This is a genomic window from Microcoleus sp. A003_D6 (genome assembly GCF_036702825.1).
Classification (GTDB): domain Bacteria; phylum Cyanobacteriota; class Cyanobacteriia; order Cyanobacteriales; family Microcoleaceae; genus Microcoleus.
Genome location: NZ_JAUBWA010000069.1, coordinates 13558 through 38342 on the forward strand (window position 1 = coordinate 13558; position 24785 = coordinate 38342).

The 24785-nt window shown below is 44.8% G+C and carries 24 protein-coding genes and 1 pseudogene; 12 read left to right on the forward strand and 13 right to left on the reverse strand.

The genetic code is table 11. From position 1 onward, the window contains the following. Positions 1-47 precede the first annotated feature (47 nt). Complete coding sequence (locus QUB70_RS19160) at positions 48-1067, forward strand: Rpn family recombination-promoting nuclease/putative transposase (protein WP_332982760.1); 1020 nt, start codon at positions 48-50, stop codon at positions 1065-1067. A gap of 212 nt (positions 1068-1279) precedes the next feature. Here the strand turns inward: QUB70_RS19160 and QUB70_RS19165 are convergent, their stop codons facing one another. After that, a complete protein-coding gene (locus QUB70_RS19165) occupies positions 1280-1783 on the reverse strand; it encodes a DUF2243 domain-containing protein (RefSeq protein WP_332982761.1) in 504 nt (167 codons plus the stop codon). Between QUB70_RS19165 and QUB70_RS19170 the strand changes: the two genes are divergently transcribed. Next, positions 1783-1944: a hypothetical protein gene (locus QUB70_RS19170; RefSeq protein WP_332982762.1), complete on the forward strand. Its 162-nt coding sequence runs from the start codon at positions 1783-1785 to the stop codon at positions 1942-1944. The genes QUB70_RS19165 and QUB70_RS19170 overlap by 1 nt on opposite strands. A 410-nt stretch (positions 1945-2354) precedes the next feature. Here QUB70_RS19170 and QUB70_RS19175 read toward each other — a convergent pair whose 3' ends face one another. The 6 genes from QUB70_RS19175 to QUB70_RS19200 all read right to left on the reverse strand — a co-directional run bounded on the left by QUB70_RS19175 (position 2355) and on the right by QUB70_RS19200 (position 4227). Continuing rightward, positions 2355-2630, reverse strand: a complete 276-nt coding sequence (locus QUB70_RS19175; protein ID WP_332982763.1) for a type II toxin-antitoxin system PemK/MazF family toxin — start codon at positions 2628-2630, stop codon at positions 2355-2357. Beyond that, entirely contained in the window at positions 2624-2872 is a 249-nt protein-coding gene (locus QUB70_RS19180; protein ID WP_332982764.1) for an AbrB/MazE/SpoVT family DNA-binding domain-containing protein, read from the reverse strand. The genes QUB70_RS19175 and QUB70_RS19180 overlap by 7 nt, the downstream gene beginning before the upstream one ends. Before the next feature lie 121 nt (positions 2873-2993). After that, the gene (locus tag QUB70_RS19185) at positions 2994-3215 is read right to left on the reverse strand and encodes a hypothetical protein (RefSeq protein ID WP_332982765.1); all 222 of its coding nucleotides are present in this window, start codon (positions 3213-3215) and stop codon (positions 2994-2996) included. Then, a complete protein-coding gene (locus tag QUB70_RS19190) occupies positions 3205-3498 on the reverse strand; it encodes a hypothetical protein (RefSeq protein ID WP_332982766.1) in 294 nt (97 codons plus the stop codon). The genes QUB70_RS19185 and QUB70_RS19190 overlap by 11 nt, the downstream gene beginning before the upstream one ends. Positions 3499-3545: 47 nt before the next feature. Continuing rightward, on the reverse strand, positions 3546-3896 hold the full coding sequence (locus QUB70_RS19195; RefSeq protein WP_332982767.1) for a helix-turn-helix domain-containing transcriptional regulator: 351 nt from the start codon (positions 3894-3896) through the stop codon (positions 3546-3548). Further along, complete coding sequence (locus QUB70_RS19200) at positions 3889-4227, reverse strand: type II toxin-antitoxin system RelE/ParE family toxin (protein ID WP_332982768.1); 339 nt, start codon at positions 4225-4227, stop codon at positions 3889-3891. The genes QUB70_RS19195 and QUB70_RS19200 overlap by 8 nt, the downstream gene beginning before the upstream one ends. A 23-nt stretch (positions 4228-4250) precedes the next feature. Here QUB70_RS19200 and QUB70_RS19205 point away from each other — a divergent pair, with 23 nt between their 5' ends. From QUB70_RS19205 to QUB70_RS19215, 3 genes are all read left to right on the forward strand, one after another. Then, complete coding sequence (locus QUB70_RS19205; RefSeq protein ID WP_332982770.1) at positions 4251-4430, forward strand: hypothetical protein; 180 nt, start codon at positions 4251-4253, stop codon at positions 4428-4430. A gap of 143 nt (positions 4431-4573) precedes the next feature. Beyond that, positions 4574-4804 carry a prevent-host-death protein gene (locus QUB70_RS19210; protein ID WP_332982772.1) on the forward strand — a complete coding sequence of 77 codons (231 nt, stop codon included), beginning with the start codon at positions 4574-4576 and terminating at the stop codon, positions 4802-4804. After that, positions 4801-5193 carry a type II toxin-antitoxin system VapC family toxin gene (locus QUB70_RS19215; RefSeq protein WP_332982774.1) on the forward strand — a complete coding sequence of 131 codons (393 nt, stop codon included), beginning with the start codon at positions 4801-4803 and terminating at the stop codon, positions 5191-5193. The genes QUB70_RS19210 and QUB70_RS19215 overlap by 4 nt, the downstream gene beginning before the upstream one ends. A gap of 105 nt (positions 5194-5298) precedes the next feature. Here QUB70_RS19215 and QUB70_RS19220 read toward each other — a convergent pair whose 3' ends face one another. The 3 genes from QUB70_RS19220 to QUB70_RS19230 are packed head-to-tail and all read right to left on the reverse strand — an operon-like array spanning position 5299 to position 7331. Beyond that, positions 5299-6837 carry a GUN4 domain-containing protein gene (locus tag QUB70_RS19220; RefSeq protein WP_332982776.1) on the reverse strand — a complete coding sequence of 513 codons (1539 nt, stop codon included), beginning with the start codon at positions 6835-6837 and terminating at the stop codon, positions 5299-5301. Between the two features lie 6 nt (positions 6838-6843). Further along, complete coding sequence (locus QUB70_RS19225) at positions 6844-7026, reverse strand: Pepco domain-containing protein (protein WP_332982777.1); 183 nt, start codon at positions 7024-7026, stop codon at positions 6844-6846. Next, the gene (locus tag QUB70_RS19230) at positions 7014-7331 is read right to left on the reverse strand and encodes a hypothetical protein (RefSeq protein WP_332982779.1); all 318 of its coding nucleotides are present in this window, start codon (positions 7329-7331) and stop codon (positions 7014-7016) included. Before QUB70_RS19230 ends, QUB70_RS19225 begins: the two co-directional genes overlap by 13 nt. 217 nt (positions 7332-7548) lie before the next feature. Between QUB70_RS19230 and ispG the strand changes: the two genes are divergently transcribed. Both ispG and ctpC read left to right on the forward strand, forming a co-directional pair. After that, positions 7549-8772 carry a (E)-4-hydroxy-3-methylbut-2-enyl-diphosphate synthase gene (gene ispG / locus QUB70_RS19235; protein WP_332982781.1) on the forward strand — a complete coding sequence of 408 codons (1224 nt, stop codon included), beginning with the start codon at positions 7549-7551 and terminating at the stop codon, positions 8770-8772. Positions 8773-9042: 270 nt separating this feature from the next. Then, positions 9043-10398, forward strand: a complete 1356-nt coding sequence (gene ctpC / locus QUB70_RS19240; RefSeq protein WP_332982783.1) for a carboxyl-terminal processing protease CtpC — start codon at positions 9043-9045, stop codon at positions 10396-10398. Positions 10399-10491: 93 nt separating this feature from the next. Here ctpC and QUB70_RS19245 read toward each other — a convergent pair whose 3' ends face one another. Beyond that, on the reverse strand, positions 10492-10698 hold the full coding sequence (locus tag QUB70_RS19245) for a DDE transposase family protein (protein ID WP_332982785.1): 207 nt from the start codon (positions 10696-10698) through the stop codon (positions 10492-10494). A 1353-nt stretch (positions 10699-12051) separates the two neighbouring features. On the opposite strand from QUB70_RS19245, the gene QUB70_RS19250 reads away from it, so the two are divergent. Together QUB70_RS19250 and QUB70_RS19255 are read left to right on the forward strand one after the other, a co-directional pair. Next, a complete protein-coding gene (locus tag QUB70_RS19250) occupies positions 12052-17511 on the forward strand; it encodes a trifunctional serine/threonine-protein kinase/ATP-binding protein/sensor histidine kinase (protein WP_332982787.1) in 5460 nt (1819 codons plus the stop codon). 730 nt (positions 17512-18241) lie between these two features. Next, positions 18242-21097 carry a heavy metal translocating P-type ATPase gene (locus QUB70_RS19255; RefSeq protein ID WP_332982788.1) on the forward strand — a complete coding sequence of 952 codons (2856 nt, stop codon included), beginning with the start codon at positions 18242-18244 and terminating at the stop codon, positions 21095-21097. 414 nt (positions 21098-21511) lie between these two features. Here QUB70_RS19255 and QUB70_RS19260 read toward each other — a convergent pair whose 3' ends face one another. Continuing rightward, on the reverse strand, positions 21512-21859 hold the full coding sequence (locus QUB70_RS19260) for a hypothetical protein (RefSeq protein WP_190659999.1): 348 nt from the start codon (positions 21857-21859) through the stop codon (positions 21512-21514). 105 nt (positions 21860-21964) lie between these two features. Here QUB70_RS19260 and tmk point away from each other — a divergent pair, with 105 nt between their 5' ends. From tmk to msrA, 3 genes are all read left to right on the forward strand, one after another. Then, complete coding sequence (gene tmk / locus QUB70_RS19265; protein ID WP_332982790.1) at positions 21965-22633, forward strand: dTMP kinase; 669 nt, start codon at positions 21965-21967, stop codon at positions 22631-22633. Positions 22634-22889: 256 nt separating this feature from the next. Further along, positions 22890-23852, forward strand: a complete 963-nt coding sequence (locus QUB70_RS19270) for a DNA polymerase III subunit delta' (RefSeq protein WP_332982791.1) — start codon at positions 22890-22892, stop codon at positions 23850-23852. A 29-nt stretch (positions 23853-23881) separates the two neighbouring features. Then, positions 23882-24358: a peptide-methionine (S)-S-oxide reductase MsrA gene (gene msrA / locus QUB70_RS19275; RefSeq protein ID WP_442927799.1), complete on the forward strand. Its 477-nt coding sequence runs from the start codon at positions 23882-23884 to the stop codon at positions 24356-24358. Between the two features lie 211 nt (positions 24359-24569). Here the strand turns inward: msrA and QUB70_RS19280 are convergent. Further along, positions 24570-24785: pseudogene (locus QUB70_RS19280) on the reverse strand (photosystem II q(b) protein); the annotation flags it as partial.

The following is a 24785-nucleotide window of genomic DNA, read 5'->3' on the forward strand; positions in this document are numbered from 1 at the left end:
TGTCCTCAGCGCCCTCTGCGGTTCATAAAAAAAATCCTATCAAATATATGCGTTTCATCAGCCCCAAAACAGACTTTGCATTCAAAAAAATCTTCGCTTCTTCCGAACATCCAGAAATTCTCATCAGCTTCCTAAATGCAATGCTGTATAACGGAGAACCAACCATCCAAGAATTAGAAATAATTGACCCTTATTCAGCAGGAAGCGTTACAGGATTGAAAGACACCTACCTGGATGTCAAAGCCAAGATTACCGGCAACAAAACCGTGATTGTGGAAATGCAGGTACTCAACGTCGCCGCCTTTGAAAAACGGGTAGTCTACAATGCAGCCAAAACCTATTCTACTCAACTCAAAGCTGGAGAAGGTTATTTAAAGTTAAATCCAGTGATTGCTTTAACCATCACCGACTTTATCTTATTTGAAAACACCGAAAAACTAATCTCTAACTTTGAATTCACAGAAACCGAAGAGAAATTCGTCTATCCCAACTGCGAGTTAAAATTAGTGTTTGTCGAGTTACCGAAATTCAAAAAAGAATTGAATGAACTCGAAAATTTGCCGGAAAAATGGATTTACTTTATGAAAAACGCGCCCTCTTTGGAAGCAGTACCAGATACATTGGGGTCTGTGGAAGAGATTAATACCGCGCTGGGAATTGCCAACAGAGCAAATTTGACACTAGACGAATTGAATGATGTAGACAAGCGAGAAATGTTTATTCAAGATCAACTTGGGTCGGTGATGAAAGGGATAGAAATTGGTATACAACAAGGAATCGAACAGGGAATACAACAAGGAATCGAACAAGGAATCGAACAAGGAATCGAACAGGGAATACAGCAAGGAATCGAACAAGGAATCGAACAAGGAATCGAAAGGGGTAAAATTGAGGGGGAAATAGGATTAATTATGCGTCAGATAGTGCGGCGGGTGGGTGATGTTACAGTGGAAGTTCAAACTCGCATCCAGGGGTTATCTGCGGAACAGTTAGATGATTTAGGAGAGGCTTTGTTGGATTTTAGGAGTCAAGAGGATTTGATCGCGTGGTTGGAGTCGGGGGGATGAACTGAGGAGTTAAACAGAGAGTCAATCGATTTTAGATTTTAGATTTTAGATTTTAGATTGAAGCATTGACCCCACGGATAAATTCGGGGGCTTGTTTATCGGATACACGTTTTTTATTTCTCCACGGATGAATCCGGGGGCTTGTATCCTGGATGCTTTCGATCGGGGATTTTTAACGTGGATTTGGTATAATTCCCAATCTCTGCATTCATTTAAACTTTAGTATCTGCGGGAACTTCACTCTGTACCAGCATCCAACCTAACAGCGCTAAACTAACTCCAAGAGCGAGAAATCCTAAATCCCAAGCTAACTCGTTGATACCGGGTTTGACGTGGTGGATTCCCAAAATTTGATGGTCAACAATGCCTTCAACAAAGTCAAACAATCCAGCACCAATTAATATTGAACCGAAAAAAGTTTGAGTTGACAAAGGAACATCTTTGCGCTTAACCGCACTCCACAAACAGAAGATTCCCGCTACTGTTACCAACCAATCCGCAGCGTGAAACAATCCATCTCCGAGGGTATTTAATTCTAAACCGGCAACGCTAGTATCGGTTTTAACGCTGCTAAACATATGGTGCCACTGGAGGAGTTGGTGCAGCACAATGCCGTCAAAAAATCCGGATTGACCGATACCGAGGAGAATTCCTGCGATAATGAGAGGTCGGCGGTTGTTAGCTGCGGTGCTTGGTGGGTTTGTGCGATCGTCCAATGGAAAACCTCAGATATTTAACTGCTGAGCCTGGGTCTGTGAAGGGATTTGCCAGTACATTTTTTAGTTTTGCTGGGGAGGATGGGCGATCGCATCATCCGCGAGAGAGATTTCTGGAATTGATGGGGGCTACAATTAAATCGGTTGAGGATTTGAGATAATTTTCGTGAATTAATTCGGATGATTTATTGCGCCTGTAGGGGCGGGTTCACCCTAATTTATCAGACACAACAAAAAATATTGTAAACCCGCCCCCACCCACCGGATTTTCGGTGAATTTCCCCATCTAGTTTAGATTAAATCCGCCAATTAATTCGAGTAATTCATTGGGCGGCGGCGGGTTTATTTAGATTGTTATTGAGCGACATAGATGTTGGTTAACCCGCCCCTACAGAACCCTTGTCTGTGCAAATACTGCTTCTACGGCTTTCGGCAATTCTATCAGCACGAAATAAAATATGCGACTGGATACAAATTGCTTTTGATTGACTATTCATCAACAGTCATATTCTCAAACAAAATAGGTTGAATTCGCCTCAAAACTTCCTCAATTATATCTGATCGACATTCACTAAGAAAACTTGCCTGCCTTGCGCGATAATCTTGCATAGCGGAGTTGATCCGTCATAATTACACCTGTTATCGCTTCACCTTCTGGAATGGGAACATAAAACGGATTTTTGCGTTGTGTGTTGCTAATGGGACAGACGAACACAAACCCCATTTTTCGGTTAAATTTAGTTTGACTCACAACCAGTGCAGGCCTAGTCCCCATTTGTTCGTGTCCTGCTTGAGGGTCAAAATTGAGGCGAATAAAATGACCTCGTTCGGGGATATAGTTTACCAAACTTCCTCTCCTTCTGGTTTTCCCCAAGAGAATTCTTCGCTAGATTCTATTTCGCCTGCCAATAATTCATCTAGGGTATACTTTGATATTTTATTATTTACAGGCTCTACGACCAGTTTCCCATTTTCTATGCTGCAAATTACTGAATCTTCGGCTTTAAGGTTGAGAAACTTTACTATGTAGTCTGGTATTGGCAAAGCCAAGGAATTACCTAATTTGCTGATGTGTATTTTGGCTGTCATACATTTGCGATGTTAACACTCAGGTTTATTTATTATAACACCATATTGGGCGGGGCGGGTTTATTTAGATTGTTATTGAGCGACATAGATGTTGGTGAACTCGCCCCTACAGAACCTTTGTCTATGCAAATACTGCTTCTACGGATTTCGGCAATTCTATGGGCACGAAATATGCGACTGGATACAAATAATCTTCGCCGGATTCATCAATAACTCGGATAAATTGATGTTCCGCAGCGCGATTATCGGGTATCACCTGATAGATTTTTCTGACTTTCAAGGATGCTTGATAGTCTCGATCGTTAATGCAAACTACAAATTTGGTTGGTAAGTTAAACTTCATATTCGGATAAAGTAGTGAGTTCATAAACGGTTGCGTCTGTCATCAAAATCGACCCTTGGGCCGTCAATTCCCATCTGTCGCGCGGCGAACCTGTTTCGATATATCGTTTAACCAAACCATCAGCCGCCAGTTTTTTTAAGACAACCATGATATCAGGTTCTCGCGGTACATCTCGATAGGAAAGTTGCTTTGCGAGTTGGTACCAACTGCACTTGCCTTTACCTCTAGCTACCAATGCAAGAAGCACTAATTCAAGCTGAGTTAATTGAGTTAACTTTTGCATTAAAAGTTCTCCACGCTTGGATGAAATAAAACCCCAAATCCTTCTCCCTAGCTGACGCACCCTACTTCACGAGAATTTATTGATTCCTCTGGTGTTTTGCTTTGACTAGCTGCAATATCTGTCTTTAATCCTAAAGCCTTCAGCAAATCCATAAATCGATAAATCTCTTCTCCCCCTGATGCTTTCAGCAATTCCTGAAGTTGAGCCCAATTTTGTAAATCGTCTTCAGCTATTATAGAAACTTGACTTTGAGCTTTAACTATGTCTCTGAGTACCGTCAGTAACAGTTCAGGTTCCGGTGCTTTTTCTTCTAAAATTGCTTGAATATAAGCAGCAGTTTCTTCAATGTCTTGAAGCGAGTTAATCAGATAATCATGGTAACTGTGCGTTTTAGGCATCGTCTCTACTCCTGAATTCTATCCAGTATTCTTTGGCTTTGCGAATATCTCGATCTTGGGTACTTTTATCTCCACCGCAAAGGAGGAGTATAATAGTTGAGTCTCTTTCTGCAAAATAAACCCGGTAGCCGGGGCCGCAGTCAATCTTTAACTCGGAAACACCCTCTCCTACTGCTTTACAGTCTCCTAAATTACCAAGAGCAACTCGCTGAAGTCTACCTTTTATTTTAGCTTTCCCTTCGCGATCGCGCAAAGCATCAAGCCAGTCTTCAAAAGGGATTTTTCCCTCTAAGGTTTCATAGGTTAGAATTTCACGCTTGTGGACTTCCATGACTCTATTTAGTAAAAGCCTAAGTGTCAAATGATATCATTTCTGGTAGCTGCGATTTTGTATGTGATTGCGTGCGATCGAATGTGAAGCAATCTCAAGCGGTAGGGTGCGTCAGTGTGGTAATTCTCAATCATCACCGAAAATCTCATTCTGACGCACCATTTATTCCGTTGTGCGTCAGTTTTGAGATTGTGAGTTTATAGTGACAATCTCACTCTTCTGACGCACCCTACAAAATACCGTAGGGTGCGTCGCCCTCGACAATCTCTAACACAAATCAAATATTTAGCAGCGACGCACCCTACAAGATATAATTAAGTTTTAACACAACACAAATCATTGTCCTATGAAAACCGTTGACAAAAGTCAATTAACCGCTCAATTACTAGAATTATTGCAACTTGTCGAGATTGAAGGCGAAGAGATTTTAGTGATGGATGGGAATAAGCCAGTTGTGAGAATTTGTCAGTATGAAAAGTCTCTTTCAACTGAAGAATTATTTAAGGATATGCGGGGGAAAGTAAAATATTTTGAAGATTTAACTACGCCAACAACTGAAGAATGGCAGGAAGTATGACAGTTGTCCTTGATACCTGCGCTCTCATCTGGTGGAGTTTAGATCCAGACAAACTTTCTCAACCAGCAAAAGCAGCTTGTCAGCAGATGGAACAAGAAAAAAATGGTTTGGTTCCATCAACGGCAATCTGGGAAATAGCTATCAAAAACAAAAATCATAAGTTAGATTTAGGAGTAAGTATTGATGACTATATCGCTACTTTAAAAAAGTCTAATGTTATTCGGATCGTTCCAATTGATGAGGACATTTGGCTAGAAAGTGTCAAGTTAGAATGGGAACACCGAGATCCAGCAGATAGAGTGGTTGTAGCAGTTGCTCAAAGGAATCAAGCTGCTATTATTACAGCAGATCGAAAAATAGCTAGTTTCTATTCTTTAGTAATTTGGTAAATCGAATGTGCCAGATATCTGAAAAGTAGAAATGGCGAGGTTTCGTGGTTCAAGCCTTGGTTATTATAATCTTCAAGAAACCCTGTAACCCTGAGATGTTAGACTCTACAAGTCTCGACGCGAGAGAAGAAGAGCAGCCACCGCCCCACTATTGTTGATGCTCACAGACTCTTCTTGATCCTCTGTTTCAATCCCCTCGGAACGATACAGCCACTTAGTCAATAGCCCGGGAAGGTTACCAATTTGCGCATTGGGAGCTAATTTTATTTCACTAGCAGACAGCCAGCGACCGTTCACGCGCCACCCCACGCGATCGCCAAATTCTTCCCAAATTTTCTGATCGGATTTCCTAGTTCCTCCTAGACTTTGGTAGATATTCTTTTGCGCTGAAAATCCAAAGTGTCCATTACTATATTTTACCCAAAGTAGGTCAATGGTTCCCAAGTCTTCAACAGGAAATCTATTAACGTCTGAATTCCGGAGGTGGTCGAACAAATGGCGGCTAGTCCCTACTTCTAGCATTTTTTCAGTCGTTTCCTCATCCGCCTCTTTCCATTTTCCGCTAGCCAGTAAATCGCGCAACTTGGTGTAGTCTACTCCGCGTTTTGACTTGAGGGGAACATCAGCCTCACTAGGAGTATTTGCTACAGGTATAGATTTTGGAGAGAATAGAGATTCTGATTTGTTCGCAACGCTGGCACCAACAGAATTCTTTTGAGACGATGCCTCATTTCCGCTCCGCTCAACAGCGATTCTTTGAATTCCATCAATAGCGTCCATATCGCCAGGATATGCAACTAATACGCGAATCCACAACTGTTTTGCCAGGTCAAAATTTTTGTTAACTTCTTCACCAAAAGCATCAACTTTCATTTGAGCAACATCCTGTAAAGTTGCATATTGCGGGTAAATAATTAAGTGCGACTTCGTGACAGGCTCTGCAATAACGTAAGGTGTTTGTCGCACTTTTTCGCTTTTATGTTGTCGGATCAGTTCAGGCACTCGCGAACTCAAATAATGCTCCAATCGCTCAACAGTTGCACATTTACCTTGAACGCCCAACCCGTCCAACAGTGCGTTTGTAAAAGCACCTTGCTGTAAAGCATCAATTTCATAGGATAACTCATTAGGACTGCAAGAAAAAAATGTAATCACTCCCTTTTGTCGCGCAAGTTCAGCAGATTGATTGCCAATTCCTTCTCCTGATTTACTTCCTTGACCCCGGCAAGCATCCAGAATCAAAATAACATTGTCAGCACCGCAGCGACGCAGGCGTTCAGTGACAAGATTAATCGAGATCGCCGTATTTTCAACATCTCCAGGATCGCCATCGCAAGGCATTAAATAATCATATCCGTTATGGGGGATTCCATGACCGCTGAAGAAGAACCAAAAATTATCTCCATCTCCCATAAAGGGTTTTTCAAACATCGTCCTCAAAACTCGATTCAGAATAACAAAAGAAGGACGAGTTGATTTACCTCCAATATCAGGCGAGTCATCTGAGAAGAAAAAAACTCGATCAAACCCCGCCCGATCGCGAAGAAATTCCTGCATTAACTCTGCATCCCGCTTGGCATATTTCAGCGGGCTTAGGAAATCATATTTATTAATGCCAATTGAAATCGCCAGATTTTTCCCCATCTCACCTTAAGACTTCCGTTTGAATCTCAACAACACAGTTCTTGTATCTGCAACTTTAGCACCCAGTCCGACTAAACTGAAAGAACCTTCGGCGTTAATCGCAACGGATAACTCAATTTCAGATAACTCGATCGATTTCATGTCAGCTTCTGCATCTGCACGGCTGAACATTTGATCTACCGTTTGCATGAAGTAACCAGTTCTTTTTCTAATTTCTTGATACTGATATTGTGCAGTCGTAAGCTATCAACCCCTTTTGCCACCTGCTTTTGGGTCAGGTCATTTGGCTGCGGTTCCCAAGCATCACTCCAGTCCAAGCCTATATGTCCCCCATTCTTCGCACCCTCCAAATGAGGTGCTTCCGGTGACTCATCGGGAGTATCGCCGCTAGTCACAATGCTAATCATTTCATCGGGCATAACTGCCGATCGCTCCAAACTATTTATTATATAATTTTGCCAGATATTTACCGGAATTGTAACGATAAATTTCACCCAAAATCTTCATCAACATATTTTCGCTTTCCCGGTGATAGCTGCGTAAGACTCGCGACGGGTTCAACATACCTCATGCGAGTGAGAGGTACGCGAATTTTTATCAAAAATCCTAAATCCCAAAACCTCTTTGTCCAAACAGACCCTTTCTATGGCAACCTAAAAAACAGCAGACACAATTTTATAGACCTTCGTAACAAAACTCTACCAATCAACTATGCAAACTCTGCCCAATCCAACTAAAACCCCCACAACCGAACCGATTTTCGACACCAGCATCAAACGCCGCAAAACCCGACCCGTCAAAGTCGGTAGCGTCACGATCGGCGGCGGCAACCCGATCGTCGTACAATCAATGATTAACGAAGACACCCTCGACATCGACGGTTCAGTCGCCGGAATACGGCGCTTGCACGAGATTGGCTGCGAAATCGTCCGCGTCACCGTGCCCAGCATGGCCCACGCCAAAGCTTTAGCCGAAATCAAGCAAAAACTGCACGCCACCTACCAACCCGTGCCCCTCGTTGCCGATGTCCACCACAACGGCATGAAAATTGCCCTCGAAGTCGCCAAACACGTAGACAAAGTGAGAATCAATCCCGGACTTTACGTGTTCGAGAAGCCGAAAGCCGACAGAACCGAATACACTGACTCCGAATTCGCGGAAATTGGCGAAAAAATCCGCGAAACCCTGGAACCTCTGGTGATTTCCCTGCGCGATCAAGGCAAAGCTTTGCGAATCGGCGTCAATCACGGTTCCCTCGCCGAACGGATGCTGTTTACCTACGGCGACACGCCCGAAGGCATGGTAGAATCGGCCCTGGAATTCATCAAAATTTGCGAATCCCTAGACTTCCGAAATATCGTACTTTCCCTGAAAGCCTCCCGTGCACCCGTGATGGTGGCTGCTTACCGCTTGATGGTGCACCGGATGGACGAACTCGGCATGGATTACCCGCTGCATTTGGGCGTCACGGAAGCAGGAGACGGCGAATACGGCCGCATCAAATCCACCGCAGGCCTGGCACCGCTGCTGACTGACGGCATCGGCGACACCATCCGCGTCTCGCTGACAGAGGCGCCGGAAAAGGAGATTCCCGTCTGCTACAGCATTCTGCAAGCTTTGGGATTGCGGAAAACGATGGTTGAGTATGTCGCTTGTCCTTCCTGCGGTCGCACTTTGTTTAATTTAGAGGAAGTGTTACACAAAGTGAGAGAGGCGACCAAGCATCTCACGGGTTTGGACATAGCAGTAATGGGCTGTATTGTCAATGGCCCGGGAGAAATGGCTGATGCTGATTACGGCTACGTCGGGAAGCAACCGGGTTATATCTCGCTGTACCGGGGCCGGGAAGAAATTAAGAAAGTCCCGGAAGACCGAGGGGTGGCAGAATTGATTGATTTGATTAAATCGGACGATCGCTGGGTTGAACCTGAGTAGGCTTTGCTGGATTTAGTTTTGAAGTTTGGGGGCGGGCAAGATGCCCACCCCACAAGAGTTTTTGTGACACAGGCATCTTGCCTGTGGGTTTGGGGGCGGGCAAGATGCCCACCCCACAAGAGTGGTTGTGGCACAGGCATCTTGCCTGTGGCGAAAGGGAATACTACTCGGCAAAGTTGAATAAATATGTATCCAAAATCCGACCGAGCCTTGCCTGTGTTAGATTGGGCGTGATTATTCTGAAATCTTTTCCTCCCGCGCGTCACACAAATGGTTATAACAAAACGAGGGCTTGTTCTAAGTGCAGCAGCGGTGGTACTCACTGCCGTAACTCTTGCGAACGCTGGTTGCAGTTCTAAATCTCTGGCTTCTTTTAGGGGAAGCCCTAAAGAGTTAGTTGATGAAGTTTGGCAGATTATTGACAAAAGTTATGTTGATGGCACTTTTAACCAGGTTGACTGGAAAGCGGTGCGGAATGATTATTTGAATCGGACTTATACCAGCGACGACGAAGCTTACAAAGCAATTCGGGAAATGCTGAAGAAGCTGGACGATCCTTATACGCGGTTTATGGACCCTCAAGAGTTCAGAAATATGCAGGTTGACACTTCTGGGGAACTGACAGGAGTTGGGATTCAGTTGACTCAAGATGAGGAAACCAAAAAGTTGGTGGTGATTTCGCCGATCGAAGATACCCCTGCTTTTACTGCTGGTATTCTGGCAAAAGATATTATTACTAAGATTGACGGCAAGAGCACCGAAGGCATGGATACGAATCAGGCGGTAACTTTGATTCGCGGCCAGGTGAATACTGAAGTGACGCTGACTATTTTGCGGGGAAGCAAGGAATTAGAATTCAAGCTGAAACGCGCTAAAATTGAAATTCATCCCGTGCGGAAGTCAGTGCAGAAAAGTCCGATCGGAGAAGTCGGCTATATTCGCTTAAATCAGTTCAGTGCCAATGCTGCATCGGAAATGCGATCGGCAATTAAGGATTTGGAACAGAAAAAAGTAACCGGCTATATCTTAGACTTGCGTTCCAATCCCGGCGGGTTGCTGTACGGAAGTATTGAAATTGCTCGGATGTGGCTCAAAGAAGGTACGATCGTCTCGACGGTCGATCGCGTCGGTGAGGCCGATAAACAAACGGCAAATAAGGCAGAGCTCACAGACAAACCGTTAGTTGTACTGGTAGACGGCGGTTCAGCAAGTGCTAGCGAGATTCTATCCGGTGCTTTGCAAGACAACAAACGCGCGGTTTTGGTGGGAACAAAGACGTTTGGTAAAGGTTTAGTTCAGTCAGTACGCGGCGTGGGAAATGGTGCCGGTTTGGCGGTGACAATTGCCAAGTATTTTACTCCCAACGGCACTGATATCAACCACGCCGGGATTGAACCGGATTTTAAGGTAGAACTCACCGACGCTCAAAAACAGGAGTTGAGGCGCGATCGGGATAAAATTGCTACCACAGCCGATCCGCAGTACGCGAAAGCTATGGAAGTTTTGACACAGCAAGTTACTGGTAAAACAGGGAACAATAAGGCGGAGTCGAAACCGAATGCAGCGCCACCTAAACCGAATGCGGCGCAGGCAAAACCGAGTGCAGCACCTTCTAAATCTAAGTAGTTTTTAGTCACAAACAAACACTCCATCAAAGAAGGACTAAAGTCCTCACTACGAACCAGGTTTGTAGTGAGGACTTTAGTCCTTCAAGTTTATTTATTGCGGTTGACATTTGCCGGCGCGAATTAATCCGATGCGGCGGGCGATCGCATCTTCAGGCGAATCGTAAGGGCCCCACTTTTCAATAATACTGGGGTTTTGTTCTTCGAGCTGCGCGATCCTCTGCGAGGGCTCCGCCAACGGCAAAATTTCGCAATTACCGGCAGGACGTTTGATAATATAAAATTTTGGTGTTTCTGTCATAGCTAAATTCCTCAAATAAAAGCTGGATACTAACTAGGCAATTGGCTAATTATATCAAGGAACTCGATCGATCTAACCTCTCTTAAGAAGGAGGGAACTTTGAGAATAACTCTTATCTCCCCTTAATAAGGGGGCTAGGGCGTGTTTTTTTGCGTCGTTATATCCTCGAAAATAGGCGATCGCAGGGTGTGTTGATGAATCTAGGAGACTTAAGTACCGAACAATGGGAGAAGTTAAAACCGCTACTTCCACCGAGAAAACCCCGAACAGGGCGGCGAAATCATCACCGCAGACAGGTGGCTAATGGCATCCTATGTCAATCAAAAATTAGGAGCAGTAAGCGAGAGAAGTGCAAGTGAACTTTAAAAAAACGGAAGCTAATAATTCAATGCGATCGGCTGTTGCGGCATTTAAATTGTATGTTAAAAAACAATCAAACAATGAGTGGGGAGTAGGGGTTGGGCGTCCCGCCCGCCCTGAATATACAATTTAAATGCGCGACAGCTTATAGCAATCCTCGCATCATTTGTGAATTTCTTACTCCCGAGCGATCGGGTTCGGGGAGGGTTGGGGTGGGGTAAAAAATTTACGACTCCTGCAAGGATTGCTATAAAATGTGGTCATTTGTAATGTTTAAGCGTAACAAGCAGTGGGAGATGTATTTTTTTAGGTAAATTGTAGGAGTAGATATTGGTAAAAGAGATGAAACGGCTGCGAGCGGGATTGTGAGACGATCTGCCGGCCGTTCCAGAGTCAATGTGCTGTCAGCTATACAGAGTTTTTAAGTGCCGATTAGATAGTTTTTCCTAAAGAAACACAAATCAGTAGGAAAGGATACTGGCAAAAGTTTCTATATAGAAAAATTTAATAATACGATAAGACAAAGAATATCTCGCACCAGTCATAAAAACTCTTTTATTCTCGAAACAACTCTCCAATCATATTGGAGAACTCTGGTATTTTATTGATAAGTATAACGCCACTTGCATCTAGAGAATGAAAGCCTTAATTATACTTACTGTGCAAGACTGCGCGCAGGCGATCGCCTTCAAGCATCGGTTTCAAAAACACTCTCTTCGTACCTGATTAGCCTCTGAAGTTCCTCTTCCCTGAACTGCTGTCGTTCAATCGGCTAAAGCTGAGTCATTTTCTACTCAGTCTCAACTCCAGTATCAACAGCTATTACCTCAAAAAAATCAAGTCTTATTTTTAAAATAGCTCTTTCATAGTTTGACCTCCCAAATATGTTAAGAAAAATGTAATTCACTGAAGAACACGGCAGATAGAGCGACAATATTAGAGACTAACTCTAAGAAGCTTCAGGCTTGACAAAAGTAGTAGGAATACGTAGGTATGACTAACATCACAAATCTTTTCCTAGGATATCACATTAACGAGCAAATATACGCAGGCAATCGAACTCTAGTTTATCGCGGCATTCGCACGGAAAACGGGCAGCCGGTCGCGATCAAACTGCTGCGAAATGACTTTCCCCGCTTCAACGAACTGGTTCACTTTCGCAACCAGTACATCATTGCTAAAAACTTAGAGATCCCCGGCAGTGTCAAGGCATACAGCCTGGATACTTACCATAACCACTATGCTCTGGTGATGGAAGACTTTGGGGGAATTTCCTTAAGTACCTACCTCTCAAGTATTGCATCGGATAGCAACGAACCTGTAGAAGGCTTGCCCGTTAACGAATTTCTTCCCATTGCGATTCAAATTGCCAACGCCCTTGACGGACTTTATCGCCACCGAGTCATCCATAAAGACCTCAAACCCGCCAACATTCTGATTAACCCGGTCAGCAAAGAAGTCAAGCTGATTGACTTCAGCATCGCTTCCCTGCTGCCTCGCGAAACCCAAGAAATTCACAATCCCAACGTCCTCGAAGGCACCTTACCCTACATATCTCCCGAACAAACTGGGCGGATGAACCGAGGCATTGATTACCGCACAGATTTCTACTCGCTAGGAGTCACATTCTACGAATTACTAACAGGAAAGTTACCATTTCAAACAGACGATCCAATGGATTTGGTACACTGCCACCTTGCCAAACAGCCACTGGCAGCCTCCATTGTCAACCACAGCGTTCCATTGGTGCTGTCTGAAATGGTTAGCAAACTGATGGCGAAGAATGCTGAAGATCGCTATCAAAGTGCGATCGGACTCAAGTTTGATTTGGAAACTTGTTTGCACCAGTGGCAAGAGACAGGGGCGCTGACTAACTTTACAATAGGGGAGCGAGATTTGTGCGATCGCTTCATCATCCCCGAAAAATTATACGGTAGAGAAAGCGAAGTATTCTCCCTGCTATCTGCCTTCGATCGCGTGAGTGCAGGTAGCACCGAAATGATGCTCGTTGCCGGTTTCTCCGGCATTGGCAAAACCGCTGTCGTCAACGAAGTTCACAAACCAATTGTCAGACAGCGAGGCTACTTTATTAAAGGTAAATTCGACCAATTCCAGTGTACCCTTCCCTTTAGTGCATTTGTCCAAGCTTTTCGCGATTTGATGGGACAATTGCTATCGGAAACAGATGCTCGAGTTGAACAATGGAAGTTAGAAATATTGGCAGCTTTGGGCGATAGCGCTCAGGTAATCGTTGAAGTCATTCCCGAACTCGAACGTATTATCGGACAGCAAGCGCCAGTCCCCGAACTTTCTGGAAGTGCCGGTCAAAATCGCTTCAATTTGTTGTTTGAAAAATTCATTCAAGTCTTCACAACAAAAGAACATCCATTAGTGATTTTCTTGGACGATTTGCAATGGGCAGACTCAGCCTCGTTAAAATTAATTCAACTGCTGATGAGTAAAACCGATAACTGCTATCTCTTATTAATTGGAGCTTATCGGGATAACGAAGTATTTCCAGCGCATCCATTGATGCTGACGTTAGCAGAGATTCAAAAAACTGAAGCAAAGGTGAATACTATTACCTTAGCTCCCCTCGATCGAACCGACGTAAATAGTTTAGTTGCCGATACTCTAGCTTGCTCTACAGCGTTGGCTCTGCCTTTGACAGAACTCGTTTATCAAAAAACCCAAGGCAATCCATTTTTCAGCACGCAATTCCTCAAATCTTTGCATGAAGATGGGCTAATTGAATTTAATTGTGAAGCTCGGTATTGGCAGTGCGATATTGCCGTCGTGCGAACCTTGGCACTAACGGATGATGTAGTAGAATTCATGGCACTTCAGTTGCGAAAGTTGCCAACCAGAACACAGTCCGTGTTAAAGTTAGCTGCTTGTATTGGCAATCAGTTCGATTTGGCGACGTTAGCAATTGTTGATGAAAATTCGCCAGTAGAAACCGCAACAGCTCTATGGAAGGCGCTACAAGACGGGCTAATTTTACCCATTAGTGAAATTTACAAGTTTTATCAAGCAGAGGGGAATAGCGAATTAGTAATCGGGAATGGTCAGGAATTTGACCAATTATCAACTACCCACGACCAATTACCCAAATACAAGTTTTTACACGATCGCGTCCAACAAGCTGCCTATTCCCTGATTCCCGACGACCAAAAACAGGCGACTCATTACCAAATCGGACAACTGCTGCTGCAACAGATTTCCGCACAAGCAAGAGAAGACCGTATTTTTGAAATAGTCAATCAATTAAATCACGGAACAGCTTTAATTACCCAACCAACAGAACGAGAAGAATTAGCCCAACTCAATTTAATTGCCTGTCGCAAAGCCAAAATTTCAACTGCTTATCAAGCAGCGCGTGAATATGCGACAGCGGGATTGTCTTTGTTGGAAAAAGATACTTGGCAGCAGCAGTATGAAATGACCCTCGCCTTGCATGAATTAGCTGCGGAAGTGGCAATGCTAAACGGTAATTTTGAGGGGATGGAACAGTTCATTGATATTGTCGTTCAACAGGCACGATCCTTACCTGAAAAAGTCAATGTTTACTGCTTGAGAATTCAATCTCATATTTCCCAAAGTAAATTGACCTCAGCGATCGCGATCGCCCAACCAATCTTACAACAGCTTGGTGTCACCTTTCCTGAAACACCTACACCATCAGATATTCAACAGGAAATCCAACAGATTGAGGAACTCATTGGCGATCGGGAAATTGCTGACTTGGTTCACTTGCCTGAAATGACAGATGTAGAAAAACTCGGTACTCTTAAAATTGTCAATTTCCTTATCCCGGCAGCTTATCTCTCTGGCTCTGCGCTGTACCCATTGCTGAATAGTTTGTCCGTTAAACTCTCAATTCAGTACGGTAACACATCGACTTCTGCTTTAGGCTATGCAACCTATGGCAATATTCTCTGCAATTTCTTACAAGCCATAGATACAGGATCGCAGTTTGGTTACCTGGGACTCCAGATTATCTCAAAACTCGATGCCAAAGCAAGTAAAACAGATGTTTTGATGATCTTGGGGATATTTGTTGTACACCGCAAATCTCACATTAAAGAAACACTACCCCTGTTGCAAGAGGGTTACACCAGCGCTCTAGAATTTGGAAACCTGGTACTTGCTGGATATAACGGGCACACTTTTTGTCTCAATTCTTTTTGGTGCAGTAAACACCTGGCTACCTTAGAGCAGGATATTAGCGCCTACTGCCATAGTTTGATGCAATTAAATCAATTGACAACCGCAAATTATTGTCGGATTTATTGGCAAGCAGTTTTAAATTTGCTAGGTGTTGCAGAACATACCACCCTTTTGTCTGGAAAAGCCCTTGAAGAAACAGAAGTTCTCCAACAGCTACAATCCGCCAATGATGGATATGGATTGTATATTTTCCATTTGTATAAACTGATGCTTTGTTTCTTGTTTGGAGAAATTGAGCCAGCGAAAAATCATGCTATTGAAGTCAGGCGCTATTTTATGGCTGGTGCGGGATTAGTCACCGAACCAGTATTTTATCTCTACGATTCTCTGCTAACTCTGGCACAATTAAATCCACAGTTAGATGAAACATCAGAAGCATTGCAGGGTGTAATTGAAAATCAAACCAAGTTACAGCAATGGGCGGATCATGCACCCATGAATTATCAACATAAGGTTGATTTGGTAGCAGCAGAAAAATGCAGAGTGTTAGGACAAAAAGCCAAAGCAATTGAGTTTTACGACCAGGCGATTTCTCTTGCCAAAGCTAACGAATATATGCAAGAAGAAGCACTTGCCAACGAACTGGCAGCAAAGTTCTACCTAGATTGGGGCAAAGAGCGCATAGCTGGGGAATACATGACCCAAGCCTACTATGCCTACGCTCGTTGGGGTGCAAAAGCCAAAGTCGCTGACTTAGAAACTCGCTATCCTCAACTACTTAAACCTATATTAGAGCAAACCAGTTCTCCTCTCTCCTCTCACGAAACTCTCTTCACATTGGGTAGTGTCACCTCCACCAGTTCGACCACATCCAGTAGTAGTGTTTCTGTGGCTTTAGATTTAGCTGCTATTCTCAAAGCTTCCCAAGCAATATCCCGTGAAATAGACCTCAAAAAACTACTGACATCGTTGCTTTCGATCGCCATCGAAAATGCAGGAGCTGATAAGTGCGTGTTAATGCTCTTGCAAGACGATCGACTGTTAATTAAAGGGTCGATTACTCTGGGGACAGAGCCAGTCGTGTTGCAACACCTTCCTATTGAAAACAGTCAGGAGCTTCCCTTAAAACTAATCTACAAAGTCAAGCATGACCAGCAGATTACTGTGCTAATTGATGTGAGTGCGGAGCCGACTTTAGCTAACGATCCATCTATCATTAATCAGCAACCCAAGAGTATTTTGTGTAACCCGATTTTGCATCAAGGTGAGTTAATAGGCATTTTATATCTAGAGAATAATCTCACAACGGGGGTGTTTACGCGCGATCGCGTCGCCATCCTCAACATCCTCTGCTCCCAAGCTGCAATTTCCTTACAGAACGCCCAACTGTATCAGCAATCACAGGATTATGCCCAAAAACTAGAGCTGTATCTTCACGATCTCCAACAGATGCAGTTGCAACTGGTGCAGGGTGAGAAGATGTCTGCTCTCGGAAATTTAGTCGCAGGGGTGGCTCACGAAATTAACAATCCGGTCGGCTTCATTGCCGGCAACCTTGAACCAGCCCAAGAATACGTGGGGGATTTATTCCACTTGATCGAGCTCTATCAAGCAAAATTTCCCGATCCGGGAGTGGAAATTGAATCAGAAATTGAGGAGATGGACTTGGAGTATTTGCGAGAAGATTTGCCCAAATTGATTGGCTCGATGAAGGAGGGAGTCGATCGCATCCGCAATATCAGTACAAGTTTGAGAACGTTTTCGAGGGCAGATAGCGATCGACCAGTTTCTTTCAATATTCACGACGGACTTGAAAGCACTCTGCTGATTCTCAAGCACCGTTTAAAAGCGAGCGAGTTTCGCCCTGCGATTGAAGTTGTGAAAGAGTATGGTAACTTGCCCCTAGTGAAATGCTTTCCCGGACAGTTGAACCAGGTATTTATGAATGTACTGGCCAATGCCATTGACGCTCTGGAGGAGTCAAATAAGGGGATCAGTTTTCAGGAAATTAAAGCCCTACCCAATCAAATAACGGTTCAAACTGCTCTGAGCGAAGACAAAAACCGGGTTGTGATTCGCATTAAGGATAATGGAGTGGGGATGTCGGGCGAAGTCAAGGAAAACATCTTTAACCACTTATTCACAACCAAGTCTGTGGGTCAAGGAACCGGATTAGGATTGTCGATTGCTAACCAAATTGTTGTGGAAAAACATGGAGGTACGTTACTCGTCAATTCCTGCCTGGGGCAGGGTTCGGAGTTTGTGATTTCTATTCCGGGGTGAGCAGTTCGTGCTAGGCTTTAGCGCAAGTAGCGCCGCCTCGCAACTAGGATCTCAGCTATTAGAAGAAAGAAGGTAATTGGTACGAGGCATGAACAACAGCGTATGACTTTATTGCTAGGAACTAGCGACTGCGGAGGGATGTTTTATTTTACGATTCAATTTCGGATTTGCGTCTTGACAAAGCCTCTCCGCGTCAGGGAAACAGGAGTTTTTAATAATTTTGACCTTATTGCTAGGAAATATCGGCTGAACACCTTACAGCATAAGGCTTAGATAAGTTGATAAACTTGACGGCGAAACAGATATGCCATTAATAGACCTCTTGCAAAAATAACTAGGACGGGCTCTCCGGCCCATCCCACAAAATTTTTTTTCTTGTGGAATGGGCCGGAGAGCCCGTTCCAGAATTTGATTAAAAGGATTTTTGCAAGAGGTCTACTAAGGAGATCGAGACTCAGCTAAAAGCGAGATTCATCGTGGGGGTTTCAAATTTAAGTTGATACGTATAGCCACTGCCGTGTCCCTACACGATATCTGTACTTCACTCAACTGAAAACCGCTATAAACGGGCGGTTGAAACCGGCGGGGATTAAGAAGAATTAAAAAAAACTAACACTTTTGGAAGATGCCACAAAATTTATCTATGATAAAAATATAGACATTTGTCTAAACAGCGCATTAAATCCTTTCAGAAGTAGCGAAATATTCTAATCAATACCAAAAAAAAACCATGCAATTTTTGCCCAAAACAATCGCCGAAATTCAACCAGAAATTATACCAGTTAAAGAATCGCCGCCAGAACTTGTTACTTTCGATGTCGGGGGGATGAAATGTGCCGGCTGCGCGAAAGCTGTGGAACGCCAACTCATGCAGTATTCAGGCGTAATTTCAGCTTGCGTTAACTTGGCCGTAGAAGTCGCAACGGTTGAGTGCCAACCGGGGACTGTCGATGCAGAGGCTTTAGCGAAAAAGTTGACTGATAATGGATTTCCCACTCGGTCTCGTTTAGGTGAAAATCAGCGGGAAGCAGAAGCGGCAACAATCGAACGGCGGCGGCAAGAAATTCGACAGCAAATTAATCAATTGTCGATCGCCCTTATCCTAATTATTCTATCCGGTTTAGGTCACGTACTCGGCACACAAGCCCCAATTCTCAGCAATATTTGGTTTCACTGGGGACTCGCCACCCTAGCTTTGCTGCTACCGGGCCGCCCGATTATCGTTGACGGGTGCCGCAGTTTGTGGCGAAATGCACCCAACATGAATACTTTGGTAGCTTTAGGGGCTGTTACAGCTTACACTGCTAGCAACGCCGCGCTGCTGTTTCCACGGATGGGATGGGAGTGCTTTTTTGACGAACCGGTGATGCTGCTGGGCTTTATTTTGTTGGGCAAAACTCTCGAACAGCAAGCCAGACGGCGCGCTGCATCAGCTTTGCAAGCTTTAATTGCATTGCAGCCGGCGAAAGCCCGCTTAGTTGATTTTAAACTTTCGAGTTTAGATTTGCGATCGGAAGAATTGCCTTCAAACTCGACATCAGAGGTCTACAATCCACAATACATTGAAATTCCAGCCGATCGCGTCCGAGTCGGAGAATGGCTGCAAGTTTTGCCTGGGGAAAAAATACCGGTAGACGGCGAAATTTGCGAAGGCAAAACAACCGTAGATGAGTCGATGCTGACTGGCGAATCAATGCCGGTTTTGAAGCAACCACCAGATGCAGTTGCGGCGGGAACTATCAATAAATCCGGGGCAGTTGTGATGCGGGCAACTCGCACCGGTCAGGAAACAACTGTAGCTCAAATGGTGGCTTTGGTGCAGGCAGCCCAAACTCGCAAAGCACCGATTCAAAATTTAGCTGATACTGTGGCGGGATATTTTGTGTATGGGGTAATGGGGATATCGGTTTTAACTTTCCTATTTTGGTATTTTGCCGGGACTCATATTTGGCCTTCTGTGCTTTTAGGACACGGGGTAATGGATATGGGACACGGGGCAATGAATATGGGGCATGGGGCATTGGGCATGGGGCATGGGGCATCGGGCATGGGAAATCAATTATCAGTTACCGATTACCAATTACCAATTATCCATTATCAATCGCCTTTGCTGTTAAGTTTGAAATTGGCGATCGCAGTTTTAGTTATTGCTTGTCCTTGCGCTTTGGGACTGGCTACCCCAACTGCAATTTTAGTCGGTTCTGGCATCGGGGCGGAGCGCGGGCTTTTAATTCGCGGTGGTGATGTTTTAGAACGGGTGCATCAATTAGATACGGTGGTTTTTGATAAGACTGGCACTCTGACAACCGGAAATCTCACACTCACAGATTATTTGCCGGTTTTCCAGAATTCTGAGTTGGATTTGAACTCAGATATTAATGTTGGAAACAGGCAAGATGCCTGTTCCACAATTGATGGGGTTTCTGGCAACAGGCAAGATGCCTGTTCCACAATTTCCACAATTTCCACAATTGATAATGTTTCTGGCAACAGGCAAGATGTTGGTTCCACAATTTCTACAATTTCCACAATTGATGGGGTTTCTGGCAACAGGCAAGATGCCTGTTCCACAATTGATGATGTTTCTGGCAACAGGCAAGATGCCTGTTCCACAATTTCCACAATTTCCACAATTGATGGGGTTTCTGAAGGCAAACAAGATGTTTGTTCCACAATTGATGGGGTTTCTGGCAACAGGCAAGATGCCTGTTCCACAATTGACTCAAAACTGCTGCAAATTGCGGCGGCGGTGGAAAGGGGCGCTTGTCATCCCATCGCCGCAGCGATTTTGCTGGAAGCTCAACATCAAGGTTTGCCACTGCTAGCTGCTGAGGATTTTTGCACGGAACCGGGCTTCGGGGTTTCTGCTTTGGTGGAGGGCCGGCGGGTGTTCGCGGGGAATGCCGAGTGGATGAAGGAGCAGGGGGTCGCTGTGGCGACGGAATTGTCGGGGTCTTGCAAAGGCAAAACGGCGGTTTACGTGGCTTCTGGGGGCGTTTTGCTGGGGGTAATCGGGCTAAAAGATACTCTGAGGCCGGATGCTAAGGCGGCGGTGGAGCGTTTGCGGGGCATGGGATTGCGGGTGATGATGCTGACGGGGGATACGGCGTCTGCGGCGGCTGTGACGGCGCAGCAGCTAGGTTTGGCGGCGGCTGATGTTTTGGCCGAGGTGCGGCCGGAGGGGAAGGCGAGGGCGATCGCGACTTTGCAAGCCCAAGGCTGTAAAGTGGCTGTGGTGGGTGATGGCATCAATGACGCCCCGGCTTTGGCTCAAGCGGATGTCGGTATCGGTTTGCACTGCGGCACTGATGTCGCAGTTGAGACTGCTCAAATTGTGCTGATGCGAAATGCTTTGATGGATGTTGTTGAGTCGATCGAGCTGGGGCGCGCTACTTTCAACAAGATTCGCCAAAATTTATTTTGGGCTTTTGGTTACAATACTCTGGGAATTCCGATCGCAGCCGGTATCTTGCTGCCTGCAACTGGAATTCTACTCAGTCCTGCGGCGGCGGGTGCATTTATGGCGTTTAGTTCTGTTAGCGTAGTTACAAATTCTTTGCTGCTGCGCCGGGGATTTCGAGCTTAAATTTAGGGATTGCAGATAAAAGTCGGGGGTCAATCGATTTTAGATTTTAGATTAGACCTCTTGCAAAAGTCCTTTTAATCAAATTTTGGAACGGGCTCTCCGGCCCATTCCACAAGAAAAAAACTTTTTGTGGGATGGGCATCTTGCCCGTCCCAGCTATTTTTGCAAGAGGTCTATTAAAGAATTGAAGCATTGACCCCACGGATGAATCCGGGGGCTTGTATCCTGGATGCTTTCGGTCATCGGTCATTAGTTAGAAATTAATGACTGATGAGCTCATCCCAAGAGGGTGACAAACCCCTCACACCAGGAGTAGAAAGCAAAGAAGTTTCGACGTTAGTTCGAGGCCCCAGATTCATCTGTGGAGTCAATCTAAAATCTAAAATCTAAAATCTAAAATTGACTGACTGATGGCTACAGTGCCATACTTTCCAAGAGCCGCCAATTATTGTTGTTCATAATTGAACGACTGACTAGCTCGAACATTTGACGGCAGTGGTTGTTGGTTTGCAGTGGCAGTTCCTCGTTTTTAATCACGAAGTTCATGCGAACCTCTGAGTCGCTGGCCGTATTTTTCTCAATTAGGACTTCTGCGGTGACAAGTTTGGCAATCGAAACTTGACCGGGAAGTTCGCGAGCCATGACTGAATCTCCTGTATTGTAGATAATATCAAGATTGCATGACTCTAAAATTTCAATCAGGGACTGACGGAGACGGTCGATCGGAACGGCAACGATAAAAAAACCAGTATAGCGAGCCATAGACAACTCCAGCCGTGAGGCATTTAGACTTTATTATCATACCGAAACTAGAAGAGATGCACAGCACAATATGGATATATTTTATTCTCCTGGGAAGTTAGGGCAATGAAGGGCAAACTTATCGTGTTTGAGGGGGTTGAAGGTGCGGGTAAAACTACGCAAATGCAGCGGTTGATACATTTTCTGCAAGCAACTTGCTTGCTGAGAGTCCCGTTGGTGGCTACTCGCGAACCGGGGGGTACTGAGCTGGGAAGGGGACTGCGACATTTGCTGCTGAAACAAGATTCGGGCGAATCTGTATCCGATCGAGCAGAATTACTCATGTATGCGGCCGATCGCGCTCAGCACGTCGAAACTTTTCTTAAACCCGAGTTATTGAAGGGAACAATTGTTTTGTGCGATCGCTTTACTGATTCTACAATTGCTTATCAGGGCTACGGCCGCGGTCTTAATTTAAATTTAATTAAGGAGTTGAATGAAATTGCCACCGGCGGCTTGCAAAGCGATCTGACTTTGTGGCTGGATATTAATGTGGAGGCGGGTTTGGCGAGGGTAAAAACTCGGGGAGGGTGCGATCGGATCGAGCAAGCAGATTTGGGGTTTCACCGCCTTGTACAGCAAGGTTTTGCGGAGTTAGCCGAGGAAAATGGATCTCGAATTGTCCGGATCGATGGCGATCGACCTGAAGATGAAGTCGCTCAGGAAATTCAAACTGTTGTAACTCGCAAGTTAGAAGCTTGGGGATATTTAAATAATACCAATTCTCAAAAATAGCGCTAGATAATGTGTAGAGACACGGCAATGCCCTGTCCGGCTGCGGCAACTTACAATTTAACATTCTTAACTCAAAACAATTATTGAGCAGTCTATTAAACCACAATAACCTTTTGGTATTATAGCAACCACCCCCGACGGTTAAGATGTTCTTAATTGCTGAAACCCTAGATTTTCTTCCTTCATCCTGATATCCGTTACATCCGTTACATCCGTTACAGAATCCGTTGCCGAACTTCCTCCTTCTTCCGCAAACATGAATTATTTCACATCATTAATCGGACAACAACGAGCCGTAGAATTACTGACCCAAGCATTCGAGCAAAACCGAATTGCTCCAGGTTATTTATTTATCGGCTCTAACGGTATCGGCAAAAGTTTAGCAGCGAGGTGTTTCATTGAGCTTTTATTCTCAGCCAATCTTCCCGAAACCAGACTAATCACCGCCGTGCAAAATCGCGTGCGGCAGCGAAATCATCCAGACTTGCTCTGGGTAGAACCAACTTACATGAACCAAGGCAAACGGCTTTCGACTAAAGAAGCAGAAGAAGCCGGTTTAAAGCGGAAAGCACCGCCTCAAATTCGCTTAGAACAAGTTAGAGAGATCGGTGAATTTCTCAGCCGACCGCCGCTAGAAGCTGCGCGTTCAGTCGTAGTTTTGGAACAAGCAGAAACAATGGGCGAGGGAGCCGCTAACGGCTTGTTGAAGACCTTGGAAGAACCGGGAAAAGCAGCGCTAATTTTAATTGCTCCGACTGTGGAATCTTTACTGCCCACTTTGATTTCCCGCTGTCAAAAAATCCAGTTTTCTCGGCTGAATCCCGAAGCAATGGCACAAGTTTTGCAGCAAGCGGGATTCGCGGAGATTTTATCGCATTCCGAGGTAATGGGGATGGCCCAGGGAAGCCCTGGGGAGGCAATTGCTATTTGGCAGCAACTGCAATCAATACCCGATGATTTGCTGCAAAAGGTGAAGCAGTTGCCTCAAAATCTGCGCTCTGCTTTGGAATTGGCCAAGGAAATTGATAAAACTTTAGATACTGAATCTCAGTTGTGGTTAATTGATTATTTACAGCACTGTTACTGGCAGCAATTTTTATCCGGGGGAATTAGTCGATCGCCCTTAGAACCCTTGGAAAAAGCGCGGCAATATTTGCTAAACTACGTGCAGCCGCGATTGGTCTGGGAATGCACGCTAATGGGAATCTGTCAAGCATAACAAGAAGTGCCAACTTTTCTCCCAATACGATGAGTAACACAATGGAAAAAGCCACATTTGCAGCCGGTTGTTTTTGGGGAGTCGAACACAAGTTTCGCGCCGTTGCGGGTGTCGTCTCGACTGCTGCGGGCTACACAGGAGGTCACTGGCCCAATCCCTGCTACCTGGATGTTTGCGCCCGAGTCACGGGTCACGCTGAAGCCGTGCTCTTGGAGTACGATCGATCGCAAATCAGTTACGAAACACTGCTAGATGTATTCTGGAACTGTCACGATCCTACCCAAATCAATCGCCAAGGCCCCGACAGAGGCGAACAGTACAGGTCTGTGATTTTTTATCACAATTGGGAACAAGAAAAAGCCGCTCGCGCCTCCAAACAAAAATTTCAAACTTCCGGTAAATACGACAAAGATATTGCCACCGAAATCAAACCTGCTGGTGAATTTTATATGGCAGAGGATTACCACCAGCAGTATATTGAGAAGAAGCGCCAGCCCTCTCGATAGCCGAGTTTATTTGCACCTCGAACAACAAGAATAAAATTGGTTCGTAATGATGACTTTAGTCCTCAGTATTATGAGGACTAAAGTCATCACTAAAAATCTGATAACGGTTATTTTACCGGACTAGATATCAGAATAAAGTCTCTAAAAAAAATCCCCAAACAAAAAGCGCCCCTATTTCTAGGAGCGCTTTTTGTTTATCTCAGACTAAAACTTAGCCGTTGATAGAAGGAGCAACCAAAGCAACTGGAGTTGTTTCACCAGCAGCCAAGTCGAGAGGGAAGTTGTGAGCGTTGCGCTCGTGCATTACTTCCATACCCAAGTTAGCGCGGTTGATAACATCAGCCCAAGTATTGATGACGCGACCTTGAGAGTCGATAATCGATTGGTTGAAGTTGAAACCGTTCAAGTTGAAAGCCATCGTGGAGAT

What these genes read in the sequence shown, in the direction of transcription:
- QUB70_RS19195 (WP_332982767.1), bottom strand. Translation starts at nt 3,896, where the DNA reads ATGCCTAAAACGCACAGTTACCATGATTATCTGATTAACTCGCTTCAA.
- QUB70_RS19250 (WP_332982787.1), top strand. Translation starts at nt 12,052, where the DNA reads ATGACTAACATCACAAATCTTTTCCTAGGATATCACATTAACGAGCAA.
- QUB70_RS19190 (WP_332982766.1), bottom strand. Translation starts at nt 3,498, where the DNA reads ATGCAAAAGTTAACTCAATTAACTCAGCTTGAATTAGTGCTTCTTGCA.
- QUB70_RS19220 (WP_332982776.1), bottom strand. Translation starts at nt 6,837, where the DNA reads ATGGGGAAAAATCTGGCGATTTCAATTGGCATTAATAAATATGATTTC.
- QUB70_RS19210 (WP_332982772.1), top strand. Translation starts at nt 4,574, where the DNA reads ATGAAAACCGTTGACAAAAGTCAATTAACCGCTCAATTACTAGAATTA.
- QUB70_RS19255 (WP_332982788.1), top strand. Translation starts at nt 18,242, where the DNA reads ATGCAATTTTTGCCCAAAACAATCGCCGAAATTCAACCAGAAATTATA.
- QUB70_RS19160 (WP_332982760.1), top strand. Translation starts at nt 48, where the DNA reads ATGCGTTTCATCAGCCCCAAAACAGACTTTGCATTCAAAAAAATCTTC.
- tmk (WP_332982790.1), top strand. Translation starts at nt 21,965, where the DNA reads ATGAAGGGCAAACTTATCGTGTTTGAGGGGGTTGAAGGTGCGGGTAAA.
- QUB70_RS19180 (WP_332982764.1), bottom strand. Translation starts at nt 2,872, where the DNA reads ATGACAGCCAAAATACACATCAGCAAATTAGGTAATTCCTTGGCTTTG.
- ctpC (WP_332982783.1), top strand. Translation starts at nt 9,043, where the DNA reads ATGGTTATAACAAAACGAGGGCTTGTTCTAAGTGCAGCAGCGGTGGTA.
- QUB70_RS19260 (WP_190659999.1), bottom strand. Translation starts at nt 21,859, where the DNA reads ATGGCTCGCTATACTGGTTTTTTTATCGTTGCCGTTCCGATCGACCGT.
- QUB70_RS19225 (WP_332982777.1), bottom strand. Translation starts at nt 7,026, where the DNA reads ATGCAAACGGTAGATCAAATGTTCAGCCGTGCAGATGCAGAAGCTGAC.
- QUB70_RS19200 (WP_332982768.1), bottom strand. Translation starts at nt 4,227, where the DNA reads ATGGAAGTCCACAAGCGTGAAATTCTAACCTATGAAACCTTAGAGGGA.
- ispG (WP_332982781.1), top strand. Translation starts at nt 7,549, where the DNA reads ATGCAAACTCTGCCCAATCCAACTAAAACCCCCACAACCGAACCGATT.
- QUB70_RS19270 (WP_332982791.1), top strand. Translation starts at nt 22,890, where the DNA reads ATGAATTATTTCACATCATTAATCGGACAACAACGAGCCGTAGAATTA.
- QUB70_RS19185 (WP_332982765.1), bottom strand. Translation starts at nt 3,215, where the DNA reads ATGAAGTTTAACTTACCAACCAAATTTGTAGTTTGCATTAACGATCGA.
- QUB70_RS19245 (WP_332982785.1), bottom strand. Translation starts at nt 10,698, where the DNA reads ATGACAGAAACACCAAAATTTTATATTATCAAACGTCCTGCCGGTAAT.
- msrA (WP_442927799.1), top strand. Translation starts at nt 23,882, where the DNA reads ATGAGTAACACAATGGAAAAAGCCACATTTGCAGCCGGTTGTTTTTGG.
- QUB70_RS19170 (WP_332982762.1), top strand. Translation starts at nt 1,783, where the DNA reads ATGGAAAACCTCAGATATTTAACTGCTGAGCCTGGGTCTGTGAAGGGA.
- QUB70_RS19215 (WP_332982774.1), top strand. Translation starts at nt 4,801, where the DNA reads ATGACAGTTGTCCTTGATACCTGCGCTCTCATCTGGTGGAGTTTAGAT.